The sequence below is a fragment of the Blautia hydrogenotrophica DSM 10507 genome (assembly GCF_034356035.1).
Classification (GTDB): Bacteria; Bacillota; Clostridia; order Lachnospirales; family Lachnospiraceae; genus Blautia_A; species Blautia_A hydrogenotrophica.
Window position 1 is genome coordinate 2,527,322 of record NZ_CP136423.1, and the last position, 20,314, is coordinate 2,547,635.

At 44.8% G+C, this 20,314-nt stretch carries 21 protein-coding genes, 1 tRNA gene and 1 riboswitch; of the genes, 7 read left to right on the top strand and 15 right to left on the bottom strand.

Going from position 1 to position 20,314, the window contains the following annotated elements:
* Positions 1–46: 46 nt before the first annotated feature.
* The 4 genes from BLHYD_RS12080 to BLHYD_RS12095 all read right to left on the bottom strand — a co-directional run bounded on the left by BLHYD_RS12080 (position 47) and on the right by BLHYD_RS12095 (position 4,351).
* Positions 47–2,035 carry a cell wall hydrolase gene (locus BLHYD_RS12080; protein WP_040350766.1) on the bottom strand — a complete coding sequence of 663 codons (1,989 nt, stop codon included), beginning with the start codon at positions 2,033–2,035 and terminating at the stop codon, positions 47–49.
* Between the two features lie 287 nt (positions 2,036–2,322).
* The gene (locus tag BLHYD_RS12085) at positions 2,323–2,451 is read right to left on the bottom strand and encodes a hypothetical protein (RefSeq protein ID WP_260784736.1); all 129 of its coding nucleotides are present in this window, start codon (positions 2,449–2,451) and stop codon (positions 2,323–2,325) included.
* 50 nt (positions 2,452–2,501) lie between these two features.
* Positions 2,502–3,464 carry an alpha/beta fold hydrolase gene (locus tag BLHYD_RS12090; RefSeq protein ID WP_005950802.1) on the bottom strand — a complete coding sequence of 321 codons (963 nt, stop codon included), beginning with the start codon at positions 3,462–3,464 and terminating at the stop codon, positions 2,502–2,504.
* The gene (locus tag BLHYD_RS12095; RefSeq protein WP_005950801.1) at positions 3,461–4,351 is read right to left on the bottom strand and encodes a DMT family transporter; all 891 of its coding nucleotides are present in this window, start codon (positions 4,349–4,351) and stop codon (positions 3,461–3,463) included. The genes BLHYD_RS12090 and BLHYD_RS12095 overlap by 4 nt, the downstream gene beginning before the upstream one ends.
* Positions 4,352–4,825: 474 nt before the next feature.
* Between BLHYD_RS12095 and BLHYD_RS12100 the strand changes: the two genes are divergently transcribed.
* From BLHYD_RS12100 to BLHYD_RS12110, 3 genes are all read left to right on the top strand, one after another.
* The gene (locus tag BLHYD_RS12100; protein WP_050769914.1) at positions 4,826–5,947 is read left to right on the top strand and encodes a DUF5067 domain-containing protein; all 1,122 of its coding nucleotides are present in this window, start codon (positions 4,826–4,828) and stop codon (positions 5,945–5,947) included.
* A 99-nt stretch (positions 5,948–6,046) separates the two neighbouring features.
* Positions 6,047–6,265, top strand: a complete 219-nt coding sequence (locus tag BLHYD_RS12105) for a DUF378 domain-containing protein (protein WP_021845575.1) — start codon at positions 6,047–6,049, stop codon at positions 6,263–6,265.
* A 17-nt stretch (positions 6,266–6,282) separates the two neighbouring features.
* A complete protein-coding gene (locus BLHYD_RS12110) occupies positions 6,283–6,495 on the top strand; it encodes a hypothetical protein (RefSeq protein ID WP_005950799.1) in 213 nt (70 codons plus the stop codon).
* A gap of 60 nt (positions 6,496–6,555) precedes the next feature.
* On the opposite strand, the gene BLHYD_RS12115 is transcribed toward BLHYD_RS12110, so the two are convergent.
* The 3 genes from BLHYD_RS12115 to pepF form a co-directional block, all read right to left on the bottom strand.
* Positions 6,556–6,628, bottom strand: a tRNA-Gly gene (locus tag BLHYD_RS12115).
* A 200-nt stretch (positions 6,629–6,828) separates the two neighbouring features.
* The gene (locus tag BLHYD_RS12120; RefSeq protein ID WP_005950798.1) at positions 6,829–7,599 is read right to left on the bottom strand and encodes a lysozyme family protein; all 771 of its coding nucleotides are present in this window, start codon (positions 7,597–7,599) and stop codon (positions 6,829–6,831) included.
* Between the two features lie 44 nt (positions 7,600–7,643).
* Positions 7,644–9,452 (bottom strand): oligoendopeptidase F, encoded by a 1,809-nt coding sequence (gene pepF, locus BLHYD_RS12125; protein WP_005950797.1) that lies wholly within the window; start codon positions 9,450–9,452, stop codon positions 7,644–7,646.
* A 213-nt stretch (positions 9,453–9,665) separates the two neighbouring features.
* On the opposite strand from pepF, the gene BLHYD_RS12130 reads away from it, so the two are divergent.
* The 4 genes from BLHYD_RS12130 to BLHYD_RS12145 are packed head-to-tail and all read left to right on the top strand — an operon-like array spanning position 9,666 to position 11,850.
* Complete coding sequence (locus tag BLHYD_RS12130; RefSeq protein ID WP_005950795.1) at positions 9,666–10,037, top strand: GntR family transcriptional regulator; 372 nt, start codon at positions 9,666–9,668, stop codon at positions 10,035–10,037.
* Positions 10,034–10,732 (top strand): ABC transporter ATP-binding protein, encoded by a 699-nt coding sequence (locus BLHYD_RS12135; protein WP_005950794.1) that lies wholly within the window; start codon positions 10,034–10,036, stop codon positions 10,730–10,732. The genes BLHYD_RS12130 and BLHYD_RS12135 overlap by 4 nt, the downstream gene beginning before the upstream one ends.
* A complete protein-coding gene (locus tag BLHYD_RS12140) occupies positions 10,726–11,511 on the top strand; it encodes a hypothetical protein (RefSeq protein WP_005950793.1) in 786 nt (261 codons plus the stop codon). Before BLHYD_RS12135 ends, BLHYD_RS12140 begins: the two co-directional genes overlap by 7 nt.
* Positions 11,512–11,529: 18 nt before the next feature.
* Positions 11,530–11,850 carry a YbjQ family protein gene (locus BLHYD_RS12145; protein ID WP_005950791.1) on the top strand — a complete coding sequence of 107 codons (321 nt, stop codon included), beginning with the start codon at positions 11,530–11,532 and terminating at the stop codon, positions 11,848–11,850.
* Between the two features lie 81 nt (positions 11,851–11,931).
* Here the strand turns inward: BLHYD_RS12145 and BLHYD_RS12150 are convergent, their stop codons facing one another.
* From BLHYD_RS12150 to codY, 8 genes are all read right to left on the bottom strand, one after another.
* Positions 11,932–13,110 carry a phosphoribosylaminoimidazolecarboxamide formyltransferase gene (locus BLHYD_RS12150; protein ID WP_005950789.1) on the bottom strand — a complete coding sequence of 393 codons (1,179 nt, stop codon included), beginning with the start codon at positions 13,108–13,110 and terminating at the stop codon, positions 11,932–11,934.
* 12 nt (positions 13,111–13,122) lie between these two features.
* Positions 13,123–13,836: an IMP cyclohydrolase gene (locus BLHYD_RS12155; RefSeq protein WP_005950787.1), complete on the bottom strand. Its 714-nt coding sequence runs from the start codon at positions 13,834–13,836 to the stop codon at positions 13,123–13,125.
* Positions 13,837–13,876: 40 nt separating this feature from the next.
* A riboswitch (ZMP/ZTP riboswitch) is annotated at positions 13,877–13,956 on the bottom strand.
* Positions 13,957–13,997: 41 nt separating this feature from the next.
* Positions 13,998–14,759 carry a peptidoglycan recognition protein family protein gene (locus BLHYD_RS12160; protein ID WP_081447154.1) on the bottom strand — a complete coding sequence of 254 codons (762 nt, stop codon included), beginning with the start codon at positions 14,757–14,759 and terminating at the stop codon, positions 13,998–14,000.
* A gap of 114 nt (positions 14,760–14,873) precedes the next feature.
* Entirely contained in the window at positions 14,874–16,328 is a 1,455-nt protein-coding gene (guaB, locus tag BLHYD_RS12165; protein WP_005950784.1) for an IMP dehydrogenase, read from the bottom strand.
* A 66-nt stretch (positions 16,329–16,394) separates the two neighbouring features.
* Positions 16,395–16,901: a DUF6106 family protein gene (locus BLHYD_RS12170; RefSeq protein ID WP_005950782.1), complete on the bottom strand. Its 507-nt coding sequence runs from the start codon at positions 16,899–16,901 to the stop codon at positions 16,395–16,397.
* A 114-nt stretch (positions 16,902–17,015) separates the two neighbouring features.
* Positions 17,016–18,638, bottom strand: coding sequence for a chaperonin GroEL (groL, locus tag BLHYD_RS12175; protein ID WP_005950780.1), 1,623 nt, complete (start codon positions 18,636–18,638; stop codon positions 17,016–17,018).
* 50 nt (positions 18,639–18,688) lie between these two features.
* Positions 18,689–18,973: a co-chaperone GroES gene (groES, locus tag BLHYD_RS12180; protein ID WP_005950778.1), complete on the bottom strand. Its 285-nt coding sequence runs from the start codon at positions 18,971–18,973 to the stop codon at positions 18,689–18,691.
* A 406-nt stretch (positions 18,974–19,379) separates the two neighbouring features.
* Positions 19,380–20,168 carry a GTP-sensing pleiotropic transcriptional regulator CodY gene (gene codY / locus BLHYD_RS12185; protein ID WP_005950775.1) on the bottom strand — a complete coding sequence of 263 codons (789 nt, stop codon included), beginning with the start codon at positions 20,166–20,168 and terminating at the stop codon, positions 19,380–19,382.
* Positions 20,169–20,314 lie beyond the last annotated feature (146 nt).

Consider the following 20,314-nt stretch of genomic DNA (forward strand, 5'->3'; position numbering starts at 1 on the left):
CATTGCTCCATAGATGCTGATTCATCTATTTTGCAATGGCTCCTTCTTAATAAGCCCATTTGCGGAAGAAGGTATGATCTTTGTACTTAAACACACCACACTTACTCGGGTCCAATCCTAAACCGTTAAAAGCATCGTGTGTCATAAAATACACATAGTCAAAATCCTTATTTTTCAAGGAGCTCACCCCGGGAATAATTCTCTTGCTGGTCTTTCCGCTCTTATAATTCTCATAAATGACGGCCGCTTTCTTCGCTGCTTCCATGCTGTCATAGTTGTTGATTTTGTCGAGTGCACTTTTTTCGTTATCACGAATTCCCTCTAGTAAATCCGTTAAACGCCCATTGCTGACCACCTCAAATTGAGATTTGGCATAGACTACCAGCCTCATCGTCGATGGGAAAGAATTGTTCATCATCCGATTATAGATTGTCATCGCAACCATAATCTGCCCTTCTAGTCCCTGGTCCCCTGCCTCCGTGTAAAGCAGCGCCGCCATAAATTCCTCCTCTGTCACCTGATCGGAACCACTTCCAATCTGCGGGTCTGTATAGTACTGGGATTCTACTCGGTACCTCACCCCTGTCACAGGATCTGTAACATAGCCGTCATTATCTGGATTCTCACGATACACACCATTGGAATCAAAATAATAGCGTTTCCCATCTATTGTCTTATAGCCACCCTGAAAACGCATTCCTTTCGTACCAAAATCTCCGGTACGCTTAAAATAGTATTTGTTTCCTCCAATGGTCACCCATCCAGTAAACATCTTCCCACGCACACCGTAGGTTCCGGTTGCCTTAAAATAAAAAGTGCGGGAACCAATTTTTTGCCAACCAGTCTGAAGTTTTCCCGAACTGCTGAAATAATAGACCTGTTTATCAATCTGATTCCAACCAGTTAGCCGCCGACCTTTGACTCCTTTTTCTCCGTACTTTTTCAGATAGTAGATCTCTCCGCCATATTTCAGCCAACCGGTAATCATTCGACCTAAGGTACCTGCATTTCCTGACATCTGAAAATAAAAATATTTTCCGCTGATCTTTTGCCAGCCAATCTGCATTACTCCAGAACTATTAAAATAGAACGTACGAGAATTGATATTCTGAACGCCGGTGAACATACGGCCGCGAACTCCATAGGTTCCGCTTGCTTTAAAATAATAATTGTTGCTGCCGATCTTCTGCCAACCAGTCTGAAGCTTTCCTTCAGAGTTAAAATAATATGTATGTCCTGAAATTCTCTGTTTTCCAGTGAACATCTTTCCTTTGACGCCCTTTTCTCCAGTCTGCTTTAAATAGTAGATCTCTCCGCCATATTTCAACCAGCCGGTGAGCATCCGCCCCAAGGTACCTGCATTTCCTGACATCTGAAAGTAATATGATTTTCCGTCAATTTTCTGCCAGCCAGTCTGAAGTACCCCGGAACTATTAAAACAGAATGTACGAGAATTGATATTCTGAACGCCAGTGAACATACGGCCGCGGAGTCCGTAGCCACCTGTCGCCTTAAAATAATACAGATTTCCCTCAATGTTTTGCCAGCCAGTCGCCAAATAACCTTCCTCATCAAAGTAATACCGGTACTTCCCTATCTTTTGAAAATCTGATTTTGTGCGCTGTCCTCCTCCATTATCGTACCAGAACTTTCCATCTTCTTCTTTCCATTCCCCTTGTGTAGTGCTCAATGCCTCAGACGACTCAGGCGACTCTGTCGCTGCAGGCTCCTTCTCGGTGAAGCCTTCTTGCGCCGGTTCTTCAGTCTCCTCGGCCGGCTGAGAAAACTCCGGCTCCAGGTCCGGCTCTTGGGTCGGCTCTTGGGTCGGCTCCGGCTCCTGGGTCGGCTCCGGTTCCTGAGTCTCTTCCTGTCCAGTCTCTTCCTGTGTCTCTTCGAAGGATTCTTCTAAATCGAACTCTCCCTCCAAAGATTGAAAATCGCTTGTATCTTCTCCCGATGCCCAGACCACTGATGGCATCACAAGGCTGACGGACAGAACAGCAGAGAGCAGACATAGTGTAATTCTGTTCTTCATTGTACTCTCCATATTCTATTCTTTTTGTCTAGTAACACTTTCATTATAACGTCTGACGCTCAAAAATGCAATCATCGACCGGATATCGACCTTACAGTATAATCCCTCATGCCGCCTGTCAGCGGCGTCTCCAAAAAGTATAAGCTGCGAATTGCTCCGTGCATCGCACTCCGGCAATTCTGACAGGCATTCGCACTCCGGCGCATACACCTGCATGCTCATACCTGTTGCCCCGTCCAATGTCTGTTCGTCTCGCCAAGCAAGCTTACCAGGCGCTGTCCGGGAGCTTATACAGTAAAAAGAGTCTCCACCATGACAAGTTCCCCTTTTGGTTGAGTCTCTTCTTGTTCTCCACACCCCGCCACCAAAGATAGGCAGGCCAAAATCAGAAAAAAGAATATCCACTTTTTACTCAATTTTTGTTCTCCTTACTCTTTTTTCTGAGTATCTGCCATTTTCACTGATTTTATTCTTGGCCGTCTCGTACAGGCCAAATCTCCTGCTCCTGTCTGCGGATATATACGGCGATATCTTTGTAAATTTCCTTTTTGCACGGTTCATTGAGTATTTCATGGCGCAGCCCCGGGTATAGCTTCCCTCTCACATTTTGGTAACCCTGAGAACGAAGCTGCCGAATCGCGGCTGCAAATTTCCGTGGATTCCCGATACAAGGGTCCTGTGCACCACCGAGAAACAAAATCGGCAGCCGCGGTTTTGTACACTGCCATCCGTGACCGCTGTAGGCCTCTTCCATTAGCTGAAACAGCGTACGATAGCCATCCACAGTAAACGTAAATCCGCATAGCCTGGAGTCTTCGTACTCTTTTACCACCAACTGATCTGTGCAAATCCAGGCATGCTTGCGCGTCTCTTTTGGAAATCTAGCCGCAAAGCTTCCGAAAGACAACGCCTCTAGCAACTTACTTCTATGCCGTTCTCCCTGAAGCTTACCTTGTACCACGGCAATCATTCTACCCAAAATTACCCCGGGATTCTTGCTTGGAGAACCGCATACAATCAGCATGTCGATCAAGGAATCGTATTTTTTTAGATAAGCCCTCACTGCCAAAGATCCCATGCTATGTCCAAACAAAATCACTGGAAGTCTAGGATAGCGCTCCCGTATCAACAAGGTAATCTGATGAATGTCTTCCACAAAAGCTCTGGCTTTTCCCCTATACATATATCCTAAATCTTCCACGTTTTTCACGCTTTTCCCATGCCCTCGGTTGTCATGAATCACGCAGATGTACCCATGCTTCGCCATGAATTTCATAAATGGCAGATACCTCTCCTTGTACTCACACATACCGTGTACCAACTGGATTACGCCATGTAACTCTTTTCCTTCTTTCGGCGTCACTGTCAGTAAAGACAGCTTTAGGCCATCATACTGAGACTTTATGTCTTCTAACTTCTGACTGCTCAATTCTCTCCCTCCTTTTTCAAAACTCTGTCATTTTTCTGATTGTACAAAAACATCATCACAGCCATAGAACAGATCACCAGGTATCCTACCCAGCTTAACCAGTCCGGGATCTGTCCAAATATGATCAGCCCTAAAGTCGCTGAAAATATAATCTGAGAATAGTCATAAACTGAGATTTCCCGAGCCGGGGCACAGCAATAAGCCGCTGTGATGGAAAATTGTCCTCCGGCAGCCGATAGACCTGCCAGCAGCAAAATTCCAATCTGCGACAGACTCATATAGTGATAGTCAAAAAGCAGAAACGGCAGCGTTACCAAACAGGAAAATCCCGAGAAAAAGCACACGATAAATGGCCCTTTCTCGCCTCTTTCCCCTAGATAGCGGACAAAAGTATAGGCAATTCCAGCACCCAAGCCACCCAGCAGACCAATCACAGCCGGAAACAAATCCATTCCCACCACAGTAGGTTTTATGATAAATAGACTTCCTATGAAAGCTCCACCCACAGCCAGCGCCTGCACCGGCTTCACTCGTTCTTTCAAAATTAAATAACTGAATATCACCGCAAAAAACGGAGACATTTTATTCAGCATAGAAGCATCCGCCAGCACTAGATGGTCTACCGCATAGTAATTGCACAGAATTCCAACGGTCCCAAAAATCGCACGGTAAAAAAGCGGAGCAATATTCTCTTTTTTCCCAGAAAACCAAATCCTTTTCCTAGCCATGATTATGACCGCAAAGAAAAATGCTACTAAGTTTCTAAAAAAGCTTTTCTGCACAGAAGGCAGGTCTCCCGCCAAATGTACAAACATATTCATCAACGCAAAACAAAAAGCAGAGATGATGATATAGATAATGCCCTTGTATTTCTGATTCATTCTCATCTAGCCTCTCTTCATTCTTTTCCTAGCTTCCCCCTCAATGAACAGGAAAGTAAAACACTAGAATTATTATACTTCTTCTCTACCTCATAGTAAATCTCAAATTTCGACATCTTTCCCAACTCTCATGTGACAAGATTCCAAACGCAGAAATCTCAGATACTCCCGACTGAAAGTAACAGTTCAGCCAGCGACATTTGCAAAACCATACTGCGTGCTTATCGTGGCTGATGCCACCGTTTTACTCATGAAAAGACTCTCAACTCAGATGTACGTTTGCAATAACGTACCAGTATGTTTTATGCTTCTCTTACACTGTATGGCTGAAACTGTTACGATCAAAAAGTAAAATCGCTGGATTTCATTTGCTCTAAGCTTATAAATCTGATATAATGGAATGGATTATCTACAATCACGAACTTACCTGTTTGTGCTGAAAAACGTGCTTTTAAAAGTACACACAGAATGGAGGATACTATGAGAAAGCAACCAACAACCTTAGAAAATACAGAAGTTGCGGTAAAAAAGAAGTCCCGCGCTCCCATTGTCGCACTGATTTTGCTCTTGCTCTTGGTACTTTTAGGCTGTGCCGGCTATTACCTGCTGCTGAGAGAACAGCCTAAAAAGGCAGTTTCACGCTTCTTGGACTACGCAAAGGCATTTAATCTAGATGGCATGTCATCCTGTGTTCAAGGCAACAAACTAGAAGGCTTGGAAGAAAACAAACTGAACTCTGAAGCTTACCAACCATTTTTTCAGGCTGTGAATCAAAAGCTAGAATACAAGATCACAGGTCTTGATTTTCACAAAGACAAGGCGACTGTCACCGTGGAAATCAATTATTTCGACGGAACTGAGACCTACAAGGAAGCCATAAGTGAATTCTTCCGTTCCGGTATGCAGCAGCTTTTCACTGGCGGAGATATGACCCCCAAAGAAAATGAAGAGCTTCTGGTAGGCATCCTGTCTGAGAAAGCTAAAAATCTCCCGGACAAGCTTACCACAACGACAGTGAAATATCCCTGTAAAAAGGTAGATAAGCAATGGAAAATCACAAAAGTTGACACAGACACCATCAATGTAATTACCGCCAATTTCGGCGCTTTCACAGAAGAACTTGAGAACTCCACAGAAGAGCTGAACGCTATGGAGTCTGAAGGAACCACAGCGGATGAGCCGCAGACACAAGACGCTGACTCTTCTGACGATACCCAGACTACCAGTACGGATGATGGAATTTTAGATTACTCTTGCGACCGCTTTACTGTAAAATACGACCGCCATGAACTCGCGGAGGATTACAGTGGAAATCAATGTCTGCTCGTATATTATAACTATACTAACACCAGCAGCGAAGCTACCCAGCCGATGGTAAACGTCTCTTTGAGAGCCGTTCAAAACAACGAGGCTTGTGAAGCTGCATTCCCAGTGGATGACAATGAAGCCATGGACAATTACATGGCAGAAATCCCTGCCGGCAACACCGTGTCTGTCTGCCAATCTTTTGAGTTAAAGGACACCTCCGATGTAACCTTGGAACTCTCTGAAGCTTACTCCTTCAATGAAGATGTGGACACACAGACTCTAAAGCTTCAATAGTCGAAACATTGACCATCAGTTCGTTACTTTTTGAAAGACTTTGCAGTGTATATTTTTCCCCATAATTCACATACTAAATCCGAGAAAGGATGGTGAATTATGGGGAATAAATTTTTAGGTTATTTTGCTTTGACCATTGCCATAATCGGAGCAGTTAACTGGGGATTGATCGGATTTTTAGATTTTAATTTGGTGTCTTTCCTCTTCGGTAAGATGTCCTGGTTCTCACGAATCATTTACGCATTAGTAGGACTTTGCGGACTATACCTGATTTCTTTCTACGGAAACATGAAATCTGAGACGAATTCATCTAACTAATACAGGAGGTGCGAAATATGACTTATGATCCGAAGCTTCCGCCTTCCTGCCAAGCCGCTCAGGACCAAATGATTGACATTCTCAGGGAAGAGGATGCCCAGGCAAGCTGCTGTTATAAGGTAGCCGAACTGCCAGATGCCTGCCTGAAAAAAATTCACGAATTTGAGCGGGAATTAAACAAACAAGGCTACTGGAACTTGGCATTGGTTGCATATCAGATGGAAAACTAGAGACATTTGAATGTCGCACAAAAAGGCTGTCACAGATTCTAAGTGACAGCCTTTTCTCAGAGCGATAGACGGGGCTCGAACCCGCGGTCTCGACCTTGGCAAGGTCGCGCGTTACCAACTACGCCACTATCGCATTTTCTTTTTCTGCAAAGCCTTCAATAACCTTGCCTGATTATATTACTAAATCCTGTAAAAAAAGTCAAGCAAAAAATTCATATTTTTTAAATTTGGGACAACGATTAGGCATATGGCGCTTAATCACAAGCAAAGATTCCGCTGCATACACTGCGGCCAGCTCACAGCATCGCTATTTGCTGGCCGTTGTCCGACAAATTATTGATAGTAACGCAGAACATGTTCCGGATAATACTGATCCCCATAATCCCAAGGCCCTGCGTTTTCCCGGTAAGGATCGTCCTCTCCCCGCTTTTTTTCCTTACTCGCATATTTGGCAAAAGCCTGCGCATTCTCCTCGGTCCACTGGGTCTGCCCCTCCCGGCTCAGATAGTTTAAATAATCGCTGCCAAAATTATATGCCTGAAGCGCAATCTTTATCCGGTCCAAGTCCTCCGGTCCGCTGCATCCTGCCTGCTGTAAATTATCCCGCAGTTCCTGGATTCCGCACTGTAACGAATATTCTGTGTCCGTGATTCCGTTGGGCTCCCGGGGATACCGTTCATTAAATTTGCACTCAGAAGACTGCATCACATCCACTAGTTTTCCTGAGCTTTCCTGCATCATCACGGCCAAGATCAAATCCACATACTCTCCCATATCATAATTGTCGGCAAGTTTTTCTACAACCGGACGATACGCTTCGCATTCACTGCTCAAAGCGTTTTCTTTTGAAATTTCTCCCTCTTGGCCTGCGATTTTTAAGATTCCCCTGACGCCAAAAAACAATCCCACTGCAAGCAAAATCAAACAGAATCCCATGATTAAAAGTGCCAAAATTCGCCTTCTTCTCAAAGCCCTTGCCCTTCTTCTGCGTGCAGCAAGAGCCCTTCTTCTGGCTGCGGCTGAACGGGCAGCCGCACCGGAGACATTGCCATTTTTTTGCGGCCTGCCCAAAGCTCCAGCACCCTTTTTCTTATGTCTGTCCATAAATGTTCCTCTTAGCAGAAGACAGCCTCATAAGCTGCATCTCCTTACCCTAGAGTCAGCGACTCCATCTCCTCTAAATACCTCTCAAACATTCTCAGAGCCTCTGTCACCGGCTGCGGGCTGGTCATATCCACTCCGCAGATTTTTAAAAGCTCCACCGGGTCCATAGAGCTGCCGCCGCTGAGAAATCTCTTATACTTCTCCACAATTTCCGGCTCCCCATCTATGATCTTCTGGCTGATTGCAATCGCCGCTGAAAATCCTGTCGCATACTGATAAACATAAAATGGAGTATAGAAATGGGGAATTCTGGCCCATTCCAGTGCAATCTGCTCATCTATTTCCATTCCCTCTCCAAAATAAACCCGATTTAATTCCCGATAGATTTCGCAGAGCACATTTGCAGTGAGACTCTCTCCTAGCGCACATTTTTCATGAACAATCTTCTCAAACTCCGCAAACATCGTCTGGCGGTATACCGTGGTCCGAAACTGCTCCAAAAAATAATTAATCAAATACGCTTTTTCTGAATCATCCCTGGCTTTTCCAATCAGATCATGAATCAGCAAAGATTCATTGCAGGTGGATGCGACTTCCGCCACAAAGATTCGGTATCCTGCATAAGGATACGGCTGTGCATGGTCTGAATACCAGCTGTGCAGCGCATGTCCCATCTCGTGAGCCAGGGTAAATACATGATTCAGCGTCCCATTATAGTTCAGCAGGACATAGGGATGGGTTCCATAAGCCCCCCAGGAATAAGCTCCGCTGCGTTTTCCTTGATTTTCATAGACATCAATCCATCCTTCATCAAACCCCTTTTGCAGCAATTCCTGGTAGTCTTCACCCAAAGCGGCCAATCCTTCCTTGACCATGGCTTTTGCCTGTTCAAAAGAGTATCTCTTTTTTTCCGATGAGACCAAGGGAGTGTATAGGTCATACATGTGCAGCACATCCACCCCCAAAAGACGCCTGCGAAGCTCCACGTACCGGTGCAAGGCTGGGAGCGCCTGATGTACCGCCGTCAGAAGCTGGTCATACACTTCCACCGGTATATTGCCTCCATCTAGAGCGGCTGCCCGGGCAGACGGGTAGTTTCTCATCTTCGCAAAAAAGCCCGCTTGCTTGACGTTTGCCTCAAACGTAGCTGCCAGCGTATTCTGAAACTGTCCGTAGGTTCCATAAAGCCGTTCAAACGCTGCCTTTCTGACACTTCGGTCGCTGCTCTCCAAAAACTGCGCATATCTGCCGTGAGTCAGCTCCACAGAATTTCCTTCTTCGTCCTGCACAGCTCCAAATCGAAGATCTGCATTGTTAAACATGGAAAAAATGTTTTCCGGTCCATTGGCAATCTGAGAGACCTGAGCCATCACCTCTTCCATTTCCTTTGACAACACATGTTTCCTGGTTCGAAAAATTTCTTCCATATATCTTTTGTACAGCCGCAATTTTTCATTCTCTTCCAGAAACCTTTCAAAAAGCTCCTCTGTCAATTCCATCAGCTCAGGTTCCAAAAAGGAAAACGCTCCCTGAGCCTTTACCATCAGATTCTGGGCCCGTCCAGACAACTGTTGATACACACTGTTCCCAGTGTCCTCATGATATCTCTGGTTCGCATAGACATACAGCCGCTCCAAGAGCATCTGAATCCTGTCCCGTTCCTGCAAAGCCTCAAAAAGAACTTTTGCGCTCTTTGCCAGTCTTCCCTGAAATTTCTGATAGCCATCCAGTCCTCGCTGCGTCTCCTTATACTCCCTCTCCCATTCACTTTCATTTGCATAGAGATCTTGAATTCTCCACTGATCACTCTTTGCTATCTCTGATCTCTTTGGCAGTTGATTCTTCTGGCTCATCCTATTCCTCTCTTTCCAATATTTTTATCTATCATAGGCCGTAGGCACCGCGAAAAAAGCGATACTATGCGCAGATATCATTCCCACTCTGTGGGCATTATATCCCAAAAACATTTTTTTGAAAACCCTATTGACAATTTCTTTTTTCGAATGTATTATTGTATTAATCACTTAGTACAATAATACAATTAAAAAATGAAAGGAGCTTTGTAAATGTCATGGAAACTCAACTCCAACCTCCCCATATATGCACAGATCGTTGAACACGTACAATTAGATATTATCGCCGGGCGCTACCATCCTGGAGATCGTCTCCCTTCTGTTCGAGATTTGGCTTCCGAGGCAGCTGTCAATCCAAACACTATGCAAAAAGCCCTATCCGAACTAGAAAGAAATGGATTGGTCTATTCGCAGCGGACCAGCGGACGTTTTATCACGGAGGACATCACTATGATAGAAAAAATGAAAGAAGACCTGGCGACTGCCAGAATCAAGGAATTTCTCAGTACTATGAATCAGATGGGGTTTCACCGACAAGAAATCCTGTCTCTGATCGAAAAAATTCAAAAGGAGGATGCCAAATGAGTACCATTTTAGAGTGTCGAAACCTCACAAAGACCTATGGAGCCAAGAAAGCCTTAGATCACATAAATCTAAAATTAGATTCTGGTAAAATTATCGGCCTGCTTGGGCCTAACGGCAGTGGAAAAACGACGATTTTAAAACTGATCAACCGTCTCTTGACAGTCTCAGACGGACAACTTTTGATAGACGGCATGGAACCTGGAGTAAAAACCAAAGCAATCGTGGCCTATCTACCGGAACGTACTTATCTGAATCCCAATATGAAAATTTACGAGATTCTTAACTATTTTTCAGATTTCTACGAAGATTTTGACCGAGGCAGAGCCGAAAATATGCTCCAAAAGCTGAATCTTTCCACCCAGGCCCGCATAAAAACTCTCTCCAAAGGCAGCCGGGAAAAAGTACAGCTGGTGCTGGTGATGAGCCGCCGCGCAAAACTCTACTGTCTGGATGAGCCTATTGCCGGAGTGGACCCCGCCGCCCGTGAGTATATCTTAAATACCATCTTAAACAATTACGACGAAAATGCGACGATTTTAATCTCCACACATTTGATTGCCGATGTGGAAAACATTCTGGATGAGGTAGTTTTCATCAAAGACGGAAAAATACGCATGCATGAATCCGTAGATGACATTCGTTTTCTCAAGCAAAAATCTGTAGATGAATTATTCCGGGAGGTATTTCAATGTTAAGCAAATTGATAAAATATGACTTAAAAGCAGTTTCCCCAGTTCTGCTGACCATACATGGCGCAGTTCTGATACTGTCTTTGCTGGGACATTTTTTCATGTCTCTGCTGCATATAAAACCTTTTGATACCATATTCTCTTCTATTTACACGGTGACTCTTCTGACAGCCATCGGAGCTGTCGCCCTAGCCACTATCGTCTATCTTGGCATGCGCTATCACCGCAATCTGTACACAGACGAGGGATACCTGACGAATACGCTGCCAGTCACCGCGAACTGCCATGTCCTCTCCAAATATCTATGCGGAGTACTCTGGTCCTTCCTCGATGCGGCCGTAATTCTGCTATGTGTATTCATTTTTCTGAACGATGAACTCTTTGAATTTTGCCAGGCCGTGTCAGCATACATCCCTGCAAATTTGTTCCTGCTGACAATAGCCACTGTAATCCTGGAACTTTTTATCTCCTGTCTGTCCGTCTACTGCGCCGTGGGCATTGGAAATCTTTTTCACGGCCACCGGGTCATGGGATGTATTGGAGGCTACGTTCTGCTCTACCTGATCAACCAGGTGATAGGGCTGATACTGGCGTTTCCTTTTTTTACCAATGAGACCATTCGAAACGCTGAATCCGCTGACGCGAATAGCCCTGAGGTGCTCTATGAAGTCTCTCAGATCTTAGGCAGAATACTTATTCTCTCCTTGATACTCAGCATTATCATTGGTATTATATATTATATTGTATGTGTCAAATTGCTGGATAAAAAATTAGAAATGGATTAACAGAAAGGATGATTTAAAATGTTGCTTACAACGACTCATGTACTTCAGGGAAGAACTTATGAGGAACTAGGCCTCGCAGAAGGCGCTACCATCCAGACCGTACATTTTGGCAAAGACTTTATGAATGGCCTAAAGACACTGGTAGGCGGAGAGCTCACCTCTTATTGCGAGATGATGGAGAAGGCCCGCGTGATCGCCACAGACCGCCTGATCGCCTGTGCCGAAAAAATGGGAGCGGACGCGGTGATCGGAGTATCCTACACCACAAATTCTATCGCTTCCTCTGCTGCCGAGATTCTCGCCTACGGAACTGCGATTCGTTTTACTGACGGTAAATAAGAAAATTGAAGCAGTATTTTTTACAGCAAATTGCCGGAAACCCACAACGGGTACCCGGCAATTTGTTTTTTTATTATTCTTTTAGTGGTGAAACAAGCGGATGCCCGTAAACGCCATAGCCATTCCATATTTATCGCAGGTCTCAATGACCAAATCATCTCTAACCGAACCTCCTGGCTGCGCAATATACTGAACACCGCTCTTATGCGCCCGTTCGATGTTATCGCTGAATGGAAAGAACGCATCTGAACCCAAAGTCACGCCAGTCATCTTATCCAGCCACTGCCGCTTTTCCTCTCTCGTAAACACTTCTGGCTTCTCTGTGAATACCTTCTCCCACGCACCATCGGCCAGGACATCCATGTACTCTTCTCCAATATACACATCAATCGCATTGTCCCTCTCTGCACGTTTGATATCGTCCTTAAAAGGAAGATTCATAACCTTAGGACTCTGACGAAGGAACCAGTTATCCGCCTTCTGGCCCGCCAGACGGGTACAGTGTACTCTAGACTGCTGGCCAGCGCCGATTCCAATTGCCTGACCATCTTTCACAAAACACACGGAATTGGACTGTGTATATTTTAGAGTAATCAGCGAGATTTTCAGATCTCTCTTAGCCTCCTCACTCAGCTCCTTCTTCGCTGTCACTACATTGGACAACAGTTCATCGTCAATGGGCAGCTCCTGTCTTCCCTGCTCAAAAGTCACCCCGAATACTTCCTTGTGTTCCAGTGGAGCTGGCACATAGTCCGCGTCAATCTGAATCACGTTATAATTGCCTTTTTTCTTCTGGGAAAGTATCTCCAAGGCCTCCTGGGTATAACCCGGCGCGATCACTCCATCGCTGACCTCCCGTTTAATCAGCATCGCCGTGTCCTTATCGCACTCATCAGAAAGAGCGATAAAGTCCCCGAAAGACGACATTCGGTCTGCCCCTCTTGCCCTCGCATAAGCGCAGGCCAGTGAAGACAGTTCTCCTAAATCATCCACCCAGTAAATCTTGGCCAGTGTCTCAGAAAGGGGAAGCCCAATGGCTGCTCCTGCTGGGGACACATGTTTGAAGGAGGTTGCCGCCGGAAAACCCGTAGCTTTTTTCAATTCCCTCACCAGCTGCCATCCATTAAAGGCATCCAAAAAATTAATATATCCAGGTTTTCCATAGAGCACCTTGATCGGCAGTTCACTGCCATCGGCCATATAGATTCTGGAAGGCTTCTGATTCGGATTACATCCATATTTTAATGCCAGTTCTTTCATCTTTGTCCCTCCTCACTGATTCTTATTCACAATTTTCGTCTCATATTTGCCTGTCTCGATATCGATATAGCGTACGAACAGGGAAACCTTATTGTCTTCGTTCAGGTTTTCCCATATCAACTCCGTAAACGCCTCCATATCATCTGGAATCTCCACCAGCTTAGGTTCGCCCTCAAAACTCAAAAGAGGATTTCCATCACACTTGTAGGTATGGATAAAACGCCCTTCTCCAGCCACACAGTTCTCATAGGCAAAAGTAAAACGGTCACAGGCCTGGGGATTTCCGTTGTTGCTCTTTAAGATTGACAGAGCGTAGCTGTATTTTCCGTTCTCTACATGCATCACCCCTGAGATTCTCGGCGTGTAATTCGGTGCATCGGGCTCAAATTCACGGCTGCGCAGAGATTGCTCAAATGTCATCTGGCGGTCCATCCCCTCATAGATAGTATCCGTCTGATCGCCGTTGGTGACAATCGTCTTGTTGCCCAAAACTCGGACCGGAGCGTAGATAATCAAGCTAGGATCGGTAAGCTTCGAGGGGTCATATGCCTGTGTGCGAATTCCCTCTCCCTCCTCCACAAAAACTCGGTTCCGGCTGTTCTCACTTCTACCCATAATAAAATAGGCAGCCACTGCCTTAGTTCCATCTTTGGAACGCCCCAGGATAATTCCACGTCCTGGATAAGAGTTGCTTTTTAGCTCTTTAGCCAACGATAGCATTTCCATAATGGTCTCCTTTCTACACAAAAACCGCCTGGGTATACCAAACGGTTGCCCAGGCGGTCGACATTCTACTTCACTGCACTCCCTGTAGTTTTCCTACTTCCGCCAGTCATGCAGTTATGATTATACTACAATATATTTCTCCATTTGACAAGCCCTAAATATTACTCCAACTCTTTTCTCTTGGCCTCCATCTCTGCTGAAATATCTTTTTTTAACTGTTCCCAAGCTTCTGGATGTTCCACATAATACTTCGGACAGTTTTTTCCCGTCACATCATAGTGGCGAATCACATGATCTATATCCAGCCCAAAACGATTACACAGATAAGCTGTCAATTCCACCAAAGACTGATACGTGGCTTCATTAAATTTTCCCGTCTCATCTAAATGACAGCACTCAATAGAAAGAGTATCCACATTTCTGGAATTGGTCGCATAGGAAATCTCGTTCGTAGGAATACACTGTACAATTTCCCCCTCCAAGCCTACGACAAAGTGACTACTCACCTCGTTAGAATGATTGTCTTTCAGCCCTTCAAAGTAATCTCTGTTATTCTTAGCTGTAGAGCCTGGATTCGCAGTGTAGTGAATCGCCACATACTTCACCTCTTCTAGAGGCGTTCCCGGCCTGGAATATGGATTCACAGTCAACAGCTCCACATCCAGCGGAGGAGCCCCTCTCAGAGGGTCTTCCATGTCCAGATAGGCTCTAGCCGTCTTCTCAGCCTGTAGAGATTTTAATACCAGACGCCCTCCTGTGAAAAGAAGCAAAAGCAGTACTAGACACCCCACTGCCAGCCATATGTAGTTTTCTTTTCTCTTTTGTTTTTTTCTCTGCGGTCTCCTCTGCCTATAGCCTTTGGGGACCGAAGCAGTTCTTCTGGCAGAATTTCTGCTGCCAGTCGCTCTTCTCTGTCTCGTCATAGGTATCCTCGCCTCTTTGCCCTGAAATCCTGTCCCCTTCGTCTTAAGCGGCTGAACGCAAAGCGGGCTGTCCCACAATTACTGTGTAACAGCCCATTTTCATTTCAAAGCAAATTACTCTTCAATGCTGTAATTCGGAGCTTCCTTTGTGATATGAATATCGTGAGGATGTGACTCCTTCAAGGACGCGGAGGAAATTTTTACAAATTTTCCGGTAGTCTTTAATTTCTCGATATTCTCTGCTCCACAATATCCCATACCTGAGCGCAGACCACCCATCAACTGATATACCGTGTCTTCCACGTGGCCTTTATATGCCACACGGCCTTCCACGCCTTCTGGTACCAGCTTCTTTGCGTCTTCCTGGAAATAGCGGTCTTTGCTGCCATTCTCCATCGCAGAGATGGAACCCATTCCACGGTATACCTTATACTTCCTTCCCTGATACAATTCAAAAGTTCCTGGGCTCTCATCACAACCTGCGAAAATACTTCCCATCATGCAGACATTTGCGCCTGCCGCAATCGCCTTCGTAATATCCCCGGAATACTTGATTCCGCCGTCTGCGATAACCGGAATTCCATACTCCTTCGCCACCTCATAGCAGTCCATAACTGCTGTGATCTGCGGCACACCAATTCCAGCAACCACACGTGTAGTACAGATAGAACCAGGACCAATTCCCACTTTTACCGCGTCCACACCTGCCTCGATCAGAGCTTTCGTCGCCTCTCCGGTCGCCACATTTCCCGCAATCAGTTGAAGTTCCGGATAAGCGGCCTTGATCTCACGAACGGCACGCAGAATGTTCTCAGAATGTCCATGGGCAGAGTCTACAACGATCACATCCACATTCACCTTTGCCAGAGCCTCCACACGTGCCAGTACGTTCGAAGTAATTCCGACAGCTGCCCCACAGAGCAGACGTCCTTGCGCATCTTTTGCTGAAAGTGGATATTTAATCTGTTTTTCAATATCCTTAATTGTAATTAAGCCTTTTAAGTTATATTCATCATCAACAATGGGTAGTTTCTCTTTCCTGGCCTTTGCCAGTATCTTCTTCGCTTCTTCTAGAGTGATGCCTTCTTTTGCCGTAATCAGTCCCTCTGAGGTCATCGACTCTTTAATTTTCTTTGAGAAATCCTCCTCAAATTTCAAATCACGGTTGGTAATGATTCCCACTAGTTTTTTGCCTTCCGTAATCGGAACTCCTGAAATACGGAATTTTGCCATAAGGTCATTGGCATCTTTCAATGTGTGCTCGGGTGACAAGAAAAATGGATCTGTAATTACACCATTCTCAGAACGTTTTACCTTGTCCACTTCGTCTGCCTGCGCTTCGATGGACATATTCTTGTGTATGATTCCGATACCACCCTGCCTTGCCATTGCAATCGCCATGCGGTGTTCGGTCACAGTGTCCATTCCTGCGCTCATCATAGGAATGTTCAATTTTACCTTTTTCGTCAAATAAGTGGAAACGTCTACCTGATTTGGTATTACTTTTGAGTATGCAGGAACTAACAATACGTCATCAAAAGTAATCCCTTCCCCGATGATAGTGCCCATTGTTTTTCCTCCCTTTTCTTCATCTTAATGTTTTGTTCCCTAGTGTAACAAATATCCCCCCTGGTGTCAATCCAAAAAAACTTTGGACGGAGCACTTTTTTTCATCATCTGAAGCATAGTTTCATCCGGCTCTAAGATCACTTTACAGGTCTGCTGGTCCAGCTTCACAATCATCGCATACCTGTTTCTTTCAGAATTTCCTGATGAATAGTCCAGCACCTTCAGCTTGCCATTGTGATTGTAATAGTCCAAACGATGAGAACGAATGGGGGCCATGATGTCCACATGATTCATTTCCAGAGTCTTTGCCTTTTTGCGCTTGCTCTTTGCCATAATTACATCCACGTCCAACTCCCCATTCACATAGAGATATTCATATTCTATGTCTGTCTTGGGAAAGACAAAAAAGTACACCAGAACCCCTGCCACCACCGCAAATACCATAAACAGAGGCGACACCAGGACGACAAACAGCGCCAGTATCACCACAGCTGCAATGGAGCCTGCTTTTAACAAGGTATCCTTTCCGGTTTTTTCTTTCTTAACCAGACATTCCGCATATAAATCGCCCATCTTTTTTCCTCCAAATTTCCAAACTTTTATCTAGTGTAACACAAAATAGGGAATGTTGCAAAACAACATCCCCTAAAAACCTGCTTTTCAGACCAGATCGTTTTTTCGTCTCTCTTACATCATTCCCATTCCTGGGTTGCCTGCTGGCATTGCAGGAGTATCTTCTTTGATAATAGATACTACAGACTCTGTGGTCAACAATGTAGACGCAACACTGGTCGCATTCTGCAGAGCGCTTCTGGTAACCTTTACTGGATCCAAAATTCCACTCTCAATCATATCCACATACTTCTCATTCAAAGCGTCAAATCCAGTTCCCGGCTCAGACTCTTTTACTTTGTTGATAATTACAGACCCTTCCAGTCCGGCATTTGCAGCGATATGATACAGCGGAGCCTCCAATGCCTTCAGAATAATGTTCGCACCGGTCTTCTCATCGCCTTCCAGATCTGCAGCCATTTTAGCGACTTCTTTCGCTGCATGGATATATGCAGAGCCACCTCCTGCAATGATTCCTTCCTCTACTGCTGCCTTGGTTGCTGCCAAAGCGTCTTCCAGGCGCAGTTTTGCCTCTTTCATCTCAGTCTCTGTCGCAGCACCTACACGGATTACCGCAACACCACCTGCCATCTTAGCCAGTCTTTCCTGCAATTTCTCGCGGTCAAAGTCTGACTTCGTCTCCTCAATCTGAGCACGAATCTGTGCAACTCTGTTCGCAATGTCCTCTTTTGCTCCTAAGCCATCTACAATTACTGTACTCTCTTTAGCGACTTTGACAGATTTCGCACGGCCTAGCTGAGAAAGATCTGCCTCTTTCAGATCCAAGCCCAACTCTTCAGATATCACCTGTCCGCCTGTCAAAATTGCAATATCCTGAAGCATTTCTTTTCTTCTGTCTCCATATCCCGGAGCTTTCACAGCTGCTACCTGGAAAGTACCTCTCAATTTGTTTACAATCAAAGTAGTGAGTGCCTCACCCTCCACATCTTCTGCGATAATCAAAAGTTTTGCGTTCGCCTGAACCACTTTCTCCAGAAGAGGCAGCAGCTCCTGGATATTGCTGATCTTCTTATCTGTGATCAGAATATAAGGGTCCTCCAAGGTTGCTTCCATTTTCTCCATATCTGTGGACATGTAAGCAGAGATATAGCCTCTGTCAAACTGCATACCTTCTACTAAATCCAGCTCCGTGTGCATGGTCTTAGATTCCTCTACTGTGATGACACCATCTTTGGAAACCTTCTCCATAGCATCTGCCACCAGAGTTCCGACTTCCTCATCGCTTGCAGAGATCGCTGCCACATTGGCCACCTGAGCTTTTCCGCTGATGGTCTTGCTCATCTTCATAATCGCATCGACAGCTGTATCTGTAGCTTTCTTCATTCCTTTTCTCAGAATGATTGGGTTCGCGCCTGCTGCTAGATTCTTCATTCCTTCGTTAACCATAGCCTGGGCCAAAACAGTAGCTGTCGTGGTCCCATCGCCTGCCACATCATTGGTCTTAGAGGCAACTTCTTTGATCAGCTGAGCTCCCATATTCTCGAATCCGTCTTCCAGCTCGATCTCTTTCGCGATAGTGACACCATCGTTGGTGATCAGCGGAGCACCGTATGGTTTGTCCAGTACAACATTTCTTCCTTTCGGTCCCAGTGTAACTCTTACAGTATCTGCCAGCTGATTCACACCCTGCTCCAATGCGGCTCTGGCCTCAGCCCCGAATTTAATTTCTTTTGCCATGATTGCATTCCTCCTGATTGATATCTGAATTTTCTTACTTGCTTCTTAATTTATTTGACAACCGCTAAAATATCACTCTGTCTGACAATAATATACTCCTCACCGTCAAGCTTCACTTCGGTTCCTGCATATTTAGAGTAAATTACCTGATCGTCCACGGCTACTTCCATCTTTACTTCTTTTCCATCTACGACTCCACCCGGTCCTACAGCAACTACTGCCGCCTGCTGTGGTTTCTCCTGTGCCTGACCTGGCAGTACAATACCAGACTGAGTCTTCTCTTCTGCCTCTAACTGTTTCAATACTACTCTGTCACCCAATGGTACTAACTTCATATCTATTGCCTCCTTCTATTTTTCACTCTCTTTATTAGCACTCATTTTGATCGAGTGCTAATCACTGTCCTTATATTAGTGAATTCCACTGTTTTCTGCAACCCTTTAGAACTTAGTATATTCCTATATTTCACCATATATTCTCATTAATTCTAACTTTTTCTTTTATTTTCTCATCTTTTATATTTTTATCATTTTGAAAGAGGACAGGCTTATCGCGCAAACCCTCATACCGCCTATCAGCGGCACCTCCAACGTCTGTGCGCCTCGGCAAGCAAGCTCACCAGCCGCTGTCCGGGAGCTTATACCGTAACATAAAAACCTGTATATCTGATTCTCACCCAGATATACAGGTTTTTATACATTTATTTTGTCCTATAGGAGTATCTCTCTTTTTATTTATCACTCAAGCTTTTTTGGCTCTCTGTGTCTTGATTTCTTCCAACTCATCAAAAATTACTTCGTTGAGAACCTTAATATATGTGCCCTTCATCCCTGAAGACCTGGACTCAATCACTCCCGCACTCTCAAATTTGCGCAGAGCATTCACAATAACAGATCTGGTGATGCCCACTCTGTCAGCAATTTTGCTGGCCACCAGTATTCCCTCATCTCCATCCAGCTCATCAAAAATATGGATGATCGCTTCCAGTTCCGAAAAGGACAGTGTGTTAAAGGCCGATTTTACTACTTGCTGTTTTCGATCTTCCTCTGCATTTTCCTCATGCACGGATCTCATCATCTCCAGCCCTACAACGGTTGTCCCATATTCGCTGACGATGATATCCTCAATGTCGTAAGATTTGTCATTTCGGTACATAAATACCGTTCCCAGGCGCTCTCCTGCAATATCAATAGGATTGATAATCCCTTGATATCTCTGAATATCTGAAGCCTCAAACCCCAATGTCTGAAGATTTACATTTTCTTTCGTAGACAACACTTCCAGAAAACGTTCGTTTAACAAGTGGTCAATATAGCCACCTACCTTATCTTCAATCAATTCAGTTAACTCCTCTACTCCAGGACATAAACTGACACCCAATACTTTTCCCTTTTTGCTGATGACCAAAATATTAGAGCTTAACGTCTCCATCAGAACCTGACAAATATCATTGAACACAACCTTACTAGAACTGCTGTTATGCAAAAGCTTATTGATCTTTCTGGTTTTGTCTAATAATTGAACGCTCATTGGTGTCCTCCTTTCAAAATATTTTTTTGTCAGTTTTACTCCTTAATTTATACTACCATGGTATACATATTAAAATCAACCTATTTTTTTAGATTTTTTCATTTTTTTTTGCATTTTTAAATAGTTGATAGATTTCTCAGGATGAA

What these genes read in the sequence shown, in the direction of transcription:
- BLHYD_RS12110 (WP_005950799.1), top strand. Translation starts at nt 6,283, where the DNA reads ATGACTTATGATCCGAAGCTTCCGCCTTCCTGCCAAGCCGCTCAGGAC.
- codY (WP_005950775.1), bottom strand. Translation starts at nt 20,168, where the DNA reads ATGAGCGTTCAATTATTAGACAAAACCAGAAAGATCAATAAGCTTTTG.
- guaB (WP_005950784.1), bottom strand. Translation starts at nt 16,328, where the DNA reads ATGGGCACTATCATCGGGGAAGGGATTACTTTTGATGACGTATTGTTA.
- BLHYD_RS12145 (WP_005950791.1), top strand. Translation starts at nt 11,530, where the DNA reads ATGTTGCTTACAACGACTCATGTACTTCAGGGAAGAACTTATGAGGAA.
- BLHYD_RS12105 (WP_021845575.1), top strand. Translation starts at nt 6,047, where the DNA reads ATGGGGAATAAATTTTTAGGTTATTTTGCTTTGACCATTGCCATAATC.
- BLHYD_RS12095 (WP_005950801.1), bottom strand. Translation starts at nt 4,351, where the DNA reads ATGAGAATGAATCAGAAATACAAGGGCATTATCTATATCATCATCTCT.
- BLHYD_RS12120 (WP_005950798.1), bottom strand. Translation starts at nt 7,599, where the DNA reads ATGGACAGACATAAGAAAAAGGGTGCTGGAGCTTTGGGCAGGCCGCAA.
- groL (WP_005950780.1), bottom strand. Translation starts at nt 18,638, where the DNA reads ATGGCAAAAGAAATTAAATTCGGGGCTGAGGCCAGAGCCGCATTGGAG.
- BLHYD_RS12140 (WP_005950793.1), top strand. Translation starts at nt 10,726, where the DNA reads ATGTTAAGCAAATTGATAAAATATGACTTAAAAGCAGTTTCCCCAGTT.
- BLHYD_RS12150 (WP_005950789.1), bottom strand. Translation starts at nt 13,110, where the DNA reads ATGAAAGAACTGGCATTAAAATATGGATGTAATCCGAATCAGAAGCCT.
- BLHYD_RS12100 (WP_050769914.1), top strand. Translation starts at nt 4,826, where the DNA reads ATGAGAAAGCAACCAACAACCTTAGAAAATACAGAAGTTGCGGTAAAA.
- BLHYD_RS12160 (WP_081447154.1), bottom strand. Translation starts at nt 14,759, where the DNA reads ATGACGAGACAGAGAAGAGCGACTGGCAGCAGAAATTCTGCCAGAAGA.
- BLHYD_RS12130 (WP_005950795.1), top strand. Translation starts at nt 9,666, where the DNA reads ATGTCATGGAAACTCAACTCCAACCTCCCCATATATGCACAGATCGTT.
- groES (WP_005950778.1), bottom strand. Translation starts at nt 18,973, where the DNA reads ATGAAGTTAGTACCATTGGGTGACAGAGTAGTATTGAAACAGTTAGAG.
- BLHYD_RS12170 (WP_005950782.1), bottom strand. Translation starts at nt 16,901, where the DNA reads ATGGGCGATTTATATGCGGAATGTCTGGTTAAGAAAGAAAAAACCGGA.
- BLHYD_RS12080 (WP_040350766.1), bottom strand. Translation starts at nt 2,035, where the DNA reads ATGAAGAACAGAATTACACTATGTCTGCTCTCTGCTGTTCTGTCCGTC.
- pepF (WP_005950797.1), bottom strand. Translation starts at nt 9,452, where the DNA reads ATGAGCCAGAAGAATCAACTGCCAAAGAGATCAGAGATAGCAAAGAGT.
- BLHYD_RS12135 (WP_005950794.1), top strand. Translation starts at nt 10,034, where the DNA reads ATGAGTACCATTTTAGAGTGTCGAAACCTCACAAAGACCTATGGAGCC.
- BLHYD_RS12155 (WP_005950787.1), bottom strand. Translation starts at nt 13,836, where the DNA reads ATGGAAATGCTATCGTTGGCTAAAGAGCTAAAAAGCAACTCTTATCCA.